Annotated in this window: 5 protein-coding genes and 1 pseudogene; 4 read left to right on the forward strand and 2 right to left on the reverse strand. The window is 65.7% G+C overall.

The features are described from left to right. From EOA36_RS24640 to ptsP, 3 genes and pseudogenes are all read left to right on the forward strand, one after another. Positions 1-587, forward strand: a pseudogene (locus tag EOA36_RS24640) (PTS glucitol/sorbitol transporter subunit IIB); the annotation flags it as partial. Positions 588-613: 26 nt separating this feature from the next. Then, positions 614-994, forward strand: a complete 381-nt coding sequence (locus EOA36_RS24645; protein ID WP_127279792.1) for a PTS glucitol/sorbitol transporter subunit IIA — start codon at positions 614-616, stop codon at positions 992-994. 57 nt (positions 995-1051) lie between these two features. Beyond that, positions 1052-3028 (forward strand): phosphoenolpyruvate--protein phosphotransferase, encoded by a 1977-nt coding sequence (ptsP, locus tag EOA36_RS24650; protein ID WP_127279793.1) that lies wholly within the window; start codon positions 1052-1054, stop codon positions 3026-3028. 27 nt (positions 3029-3055) lie between these two features. On the opposite strand, the gene EOA36_RS24655 is transcribed toward ptsP, so the two are convergent. Next, the gene (locus tag EOA36_RS24655) at positions 3056-3856 is read right to left on the reverse strand and encodes a hypothetical protein (RefSeq protein ID WP_127279794.1); all 801 of its coding nucleotides are present in this window, start codon (positions 3854-3856) and stop codon (positions 3056-3058) included. Between the two features lie 245 nt (positions 3857-4101). Between EOA36_RS24655 and EOA36_RS24660 the strand changes: the two genes are divergently transcribed. Continuing rightward, positions 4102-5052 (forward strand): sugar-binding transcriptional regulator, encoded by a 951-nt coding sequence (locus EOA36_RS24660; RefSeq protein WP_245464457.1) that lies wholly within the window; start codon positions 4102-4104, stop codon positions 5050-5052. On the opposite strand, the gene EOA36_RS24665 is transcribed toward EOA36_RS24660, so the two are convergent. Beyond that, the gene (locus EOA36_RS24665; protein WP_127279795.1) at positions 5039-5890 is read right to left on the reverse strand and encodes a TIGR01459 family HAD-type hydrolase; all 852 of its coding nucleotides are present in this window, start codon (positions 5888-5890) and stop codon (positions 5039-5041) included. The two genes, EOA36_RS24660 and EOA36_RS24665, sit on opposite strands and share 14 nt — an antisense overlap. Between the last annotated feature and the right edge of the window lie 110 nt (positions 5891-6000).

Raw genomic sequence — 6000 nt, forward strand, 5'->3', positions numbered from 1 at the left:
GTTCAAACAACAGCACTTCAGCCGCCGCGCCACAGCCGCTGCCGAGCGAAGGCGGGCTTATCGGCCTGATCAGCTCGATCGGCCGCGTCATGGGCCGTGTGGTCGGCATCTTCTTCAATGCCGGCCGCCGCACGATCGACCAGGTGGTTCGCAACGTGCTGCCGTTCATGGCCTTCGTGACCATGCTGATCGGCCTGATCCTGTACACCGGCATCGGCGACGTGCTAGCGCAGCCGATGGGACCGCTGGCCAACAACATCGTCGGCCTGCTGATCATCTCGGCAATCTGCGGACTGCCGTTCCTGTCGCCCATCCTGGGACCAGGCGCCGTCATCGCGCAGGTCATCGGCGTGGCCATCATCGGCCCGCAGATCGCCAACGGCACGATTTCGCCGGCAATGGCGCTGCCGGCGCTGTTTGCCTACAACACCCAGGTGGGCTGCGACTTCGTCCCGGTCGGCCTGGCGCTCGGCGAAGCCAAGCCGAAAACCATCGAGATCGGCGTGCCTGCGGTGCTCATCAGCCGCCAGATCATGGGGCCGGTCTCGGTGCTGATCGCCTGGGTCGTCTCCCTGATCGTATTCTAAACACCTGAAATAACGAGGTTCGCCATATGTCGGTTTTTCTCAAGACACGGGTCACGGCAATAGGACCCGAAGTGGCGGACCTTGCCGAAGGCGGCGTGGTCATCCTGTTCGCGGATGGCTCGCCGCCGGAGCTTGCCGAGGTCTCGGTGCTCCACAAGACGGAGCTCGGACCCAGTGACGGCGCGCCTGAAAAGGGCGCGTCGATCACCCTTGGTCCGGTTACCGCCGTCATAACCGCCGTCGGCTCCAGCGCCTGGAGCAAGGTCCTCGAGATGGGCCACGTCGTCATCTCGTTCAACGGCGCCACCGAGGCCGAAAGGCCGGGCGAGATCTGCGCATCGCAGGTCGATCGCCAAGCCCTCGTGGCCGCCCTGAAGACAGACGCGATCATCACCATCGCCGCCTGAAAGCACTCGCGCCCCGCCCAGTCTGGCTTTGGCGCCCAAAAAAGCAGAGTATTTGCCATGGAACGCTCGACCATCGTCAGAGTGCATGAAGGTTTGCACGCCCGCCCCGCCACACGCTTCGTGAAGCTCGCGAAGGGTTTCGAATCCGATGTCGAACTGGTCAAGGACGGCAAGGCGGTCAGCGCCAAGAGCTCGGTCAAGCTGATGCTGCTGGCGGTCAAGGAAAACCAGGAAGTCACCGTGCGGGCGAACGGCGCCGATGCCATCGAGGCGATCGAGGCGCTGATCGGCTATCTCGAGAACCCCAAGGCGGGTCTCGATGACGAAGACACCCACGCCCCGGCGAATGAGGCAGGCAAGGAAGCGGCGCCCGCGCCCCAATCCGCGCCGGCGGCATCAGGCGAGGCGAATGGTTTGCGCGGTGTCGCCGCAAGCGAGGGCGTCGCCATCGGACCCGCCTTCGCGCATTTCCCGCCTGATATCGCGGGACAGGGCCGCATGCTGCAGGCAGAAGAAATCGCCGGCGAAATCGACAGGTTCCGCGCCGCCGTCGTCGCCGTCCAGGCGCGCATGGACCGGGCGCTGGCGCAGGATAGTTTGTCGGCCGGTGACCGGGGCATCGTCGCGGCGCTCAGGGATATCGCCGCCGACGACAGCCTGACCGGCGAGGCCGAGAAGGCGATCAAGGGCGGCAATGACGCGGTGTCGGCCACGATCACCGCCGCTTCCACCATCGCCGCCGATTTCAGCGCCGTCGACGATCATTACCTCAATGCGCGGGCCGACGATGTCCATGCGGTCGGACGGCAGATCTGCCTGGTGCTGCTGGGCCAAGACGACGTCAGCCTCGAAAATATCCCGCAGGGTGCGATCCTGATCGCCGATGATATCGGCGCCTGGGATCTGGCGCGCGCGCCGCTGAAATGCATCGGCGGCGTGGTGTGCGGCCATGGCGGCGCCACCTCGCACATCGCCATCATCGCCCGCTCGCACGGCATTCCGGCGGTGCTGGGCCTCGGCGACAAGATCAATGCCTTGCGCACGGCGCAAGAGTTGGCGCTCGACGGCAACAGCGGCCAGGTGATCATCGACCCCGATGCGGCCACACGCGCCGATTTCGCCGGCCGCGTCGAAGCGGCGGCCAAGGAGCGTGCCGGCCTGACCGCGTTCAAGACGGTGACGCCGAAGCTGGCGGACGGCAGGACTATCGAGGTCGCGGCCAATATCGGCTCGCTGGAGGAGATCGAGGCTGCGCAGGAAGCCGGCGCCATGGGTGTCGGCCTGTTCCGGACCGAGCTTCTGTTCATGCGCCATATGCACCTGCCGTCGGAAGACATGCAGGCCGAGACCTATGCGGCGCTGGCCAAAGCCTTCGCCCCCTATCCGGTCATCGTGCGCACGCTCGACATCGGCGGCGACAAGCCGATCGCCGGCATCGAGTTTCCCGACGAGGAAAATCCCTTCCTCGGCTGGCGCGGCATCCGCATGTGCCTCGACCGGCCCGATATCTTCAAGCGCCAGCTGAGGGCGCTGCTGAGGGCCGCCGTACACGGCAACATCAAGGTGATGCTGCCGATGGTGTCGGATATTTCCGAAGTGACGCGCAGCCGCGCACTGGTCGATGAATGCGCCGCCGAACTCAAGGCCGAAGGCGTGCCGCACGCCACGTTCGATCTCGGCGTGATGATCGAAACCCCGGCCGCGGTGCTGATCGCACCGGCACTGGCCAGGGAGGTGGCTTTCTTCTCGATCGGCACCAATGATCTCACCCAGTACATCATGGCCGCCGACAGGCTCAACCCGACGGTTGCGAAGCTCAACGACGTCACCAATCCGGCCGTGATGTCGGCGATCGAACTGACGGCCAGGGCCGGGGTCGCCGCTGGCATCATGGTGGGCATGTGCGGCGAGGCGGCAGGTCGGCCGGATCTCATTCCGGCCTTCCTGAAGATGGGCCTGACCGAGCTGTCGATGAGCCCGGCCTCGATCCAGCGCGCCAAGAAGACGATCACGGCGATGGCGGCCGGGGAGTAGTTCCTGCGACCGCTGCGCTGGGAGGCCTTACGGCAGGTGCGCAAGCAAGGTGGCGAAGACAGGGGTCAATTCATCGACCGGGCTCGCCTTGGCGCAGGCCTGGACAATGCGCTCATGACGTATATCGGCGGCCAGCATCGCGATCTCCAGCATGTCTGGCTCCGGCGCGCCGTCGCGGCCGGTTGTCGCCAGGCCGCAAGCCAGGACGACCGGCGCCAGGCAGCTTATATCGAGCGCCCGGCCGCCAGCAGCATTCGATTCCGGCGCGGCTTCGCCAAAGCGGACCGGGCGCTGGTTGAGCAATTCGATCAAAAGCCCCGCGCAGGTGGCCGCGATTGCCTGCAGTCCGGCACCCGGCGCGGCCAGCGCGGCCAACAGATCGCCATGGCGCTTGCGCATGGCCGCGTGGACGGCGGCAAAACCGGCTTCATGGATACGGGCATTCTCGATCTTCAGCCCGGCAAGCACGGCCTTGCTCAGATAGTACATGTCGCGCCGGAACAGGCGCTCGGCGTTCAATTGCTGGTCTTCGTCCCCGGCCGGAAAATAGGTGCCGAGACCTTTGACGGTCGTTCCATCGACGCTTATCGGGCGTTCATGCGGGACGAAGGATTCGGCGATCGACAGCGCTTCGTCGACGGCGCTCGCGGCATGGCTGAGCAGGCCTTCGATGCCTTTGCCCGGAAACGGCGGAAGATGGCTGGTGGCTTCGCGCAGGGCGCTGGCGTCGCCGCTGCCGTCATGACGGCTCTGGCGGATGATGTCGCGGACTTCCCGCAGCCGGTCCTTGAGGTTGACGCGGACGTCTTCGGAGATTTGTCGGAGCATCGCGGTTTGCCTCGAATGTGCCGTGCGGGGCCAGCTGCAGTAGGGCGGCCACCGACTCTACATTGTTCCTATCGATTGGTAGATCAATAGGCGATACTAGACCAGCACGCAGAATCGGCGACGGCGCGCGTCCGCCGCCGCGGGGGAGGGATGATTTGGCCAGGGGACGACAAATCGAGGAAAAGGGGGCCGAGGAAAGGGGGGCCACCGAAAGGCGGGCAGGAGCCGAAGCGACCGAGCCGGTCATCAGCGAGAGCCGAACGGACCGCCTCAGGATCCGCGCCGCCTGGATGTATTTCGTCGAGCAGATGACGCAGAACGAGATCGCCGATGTGCTTGGCGTCGGCCGCGTCACCATCGTGCGCATGCTGGCGGAGGCGCGGTCGCGCAACGAGGTCAAGATCACCATCGAGAGCGAGCTTCTGGAGATCGTGCGGCTGGAGCGCGCGCTCGAAAGGACCTTCGGGCTGCAGCAGGCGCTGGTGGCGCCGTTGACCGCGGCCAATGCCGATCCGATCCCGGCGATCGCCGCCAAGACCGGCATGTTCCTGTCCGACGCGATGAAATCCGGCATGCAGGTCGGCGTCGGCTGGGGCAATACGCTGTTCCACACCTTGCCGTTCATCAGCGCCAAATCGCTGACCGATTTCAAGGTGATTTCGCTGCTTGGTGGCGTCGGCGTCGCGCGCCGGGTCAACCCGGCCGAGTTCGCGTGGCGCTTCGCCCAGATTTTCCAGGGCGATGGCTATCTGATGCCGACGCCGGCCGTCGTCGACAGCGTCGAGACCAAGATCGCGCTGGTCGAGCGCTGCGGCCTGCAGGAGGTTTTTGAGATGGCCGACGCGCTCGATGCCGTTCTGCTGAGTGTCGGCGGCATCGCTTCGGCCACCACCTTCTCGCGCGGCGGCTTCCTCAGGGAAGCGGACCGCGAGGCGCTGCTGGCGCGCGGCGCCGTCGGCGACCTTCTGTTCCATTTCTACGACCGCAATGGCGATCTGGTCGACCATCCCGTCAACAACCATGTGATGTCGGTGGATGTCGACCGGCTGCGCAAGGCGCCGATCCGCATTCTGACCTCCGGCGGCGCGGAGAAGACCGACGCGCTGCTCGGCGCCATGAATCTGATTGCGCCGACAATCCTGATCACCGACGAGGAAAGCGCAAGGCGTATGCTGAATGCGGTCAGCGAAAGCTGAACGATCCCGTGATGTAGTCCGGCCAGGCCTTGTGCTCGCCGAAAACAGCGGCGAGGTCAGGCGCGCCGGCCAGGATCCCACCCAATACCAACGCGGTGGCGATGCCGACACCATTGCCGCCTGCAATATCGTGTTCGACGCTGTCGCCGACGCAGACCACCCTGTGGCGGTCCGGCTCGCCGGCCAGTGCAAGTGCGGCATCGAAGATCGCCGGATAGGGCTTGCCGATGCGGGTGACGCCGCCGCCCAGGTTCTCGTAGAGATCGGCGATCTCGCCGGCGCCGAAGCGGGGTCCGACCGCCGTCAGCATGATCCTATCGGGATTGGTACAGAAGCACGGCACTTGCCGCGCCGCTGCCGGGCCCAGCAGCCGGCGATAATGGTCGAGGTCGTGGCGGTCCCCCTCACTGGCCGAGATCAGCACCAGCTCGGCGTCCTCGCCGGCCTCTGTCAGCGCGAAGGGCAGGCCTTCGATCGCGCTGCGGTCGCCGTCGCGGCTGATCAACAGGCATTTCGTGCCGGACCGCAACACTCCTGCCGCCGCCATGTCATGGAAACGTCGCCACGCTACCTCGCCGGAAGACACAAAATGGTCCCAACTGCCGGCCTCGAAGCCGAGCTTCAGCAGGCGATCCTCGTTGGGCCGGGCGCGCTTGCCGGAATTGGAGATCAGCACCACGGTCTTGCCGGCGCGCTTCAGCGTGGACAATGCCTCCGCCGCACCGGGATACGGAGCTTGGCCGTCATGCAGCACGCCGAACTGGTCGAGCAGGAAGACCTGATAGCGTTGCGCCAGCGGCCCGATGCCGTCGAGACGTTCGACCTTTTTCATATTCATAGAAGCCCTGCCTCGCTGGCGCCTTTCAGCGCCAGCCGTGCCGTACCGGCGGCGGCCTCGTCCGACAATGCCGGCAGGAACGCGACGCCGAGCTTGCGCTGCCGGATCGC

This window comes from Mesorhizobium sp. M8A.F.Ca.ET.021.01.1.1, assembly GCF_003998025.1.
In the GTDB taxonomy this organism is placed as follows: Bacteria; Pseudomonadota; Alphaproteobacteria; order Rhizobiales; family Rhizobiaceae; genus Mesorhizobium.

Excerpts from the sequence above, each read along its gene's own strand:
- EOA36_RS24645 (WP_127279792.1), top strand. The coding sequence starts at position 614 with ATGTCGGTTTTTCTCAAGACACGGGTCACGGCAATAGGACCCGAAGTG.
- ptsP (WP_127279793.1), top strand. The coding sequence starts at position 1,052 with ATGGAACGCTCGACCATCGTCAGAGTGCATGAAGGTTTGCACGCCCGC.
- EOA36_RS24655 (WP_127279794.1), bottom strand. The coding sequence starts at position 3,856 with ATGCTCCGACAAATCTCCGAAGACGTCCGCGTCAACCTCAAGGACCGG.
- EOA36_RS24665 (WP_127279795.1), bottom strand. The coding sequence starts at position 5,890 with ATGAATATGAAAAAGGTCGAACGTCTCGACGGCATCGGGCCGCTGGCG.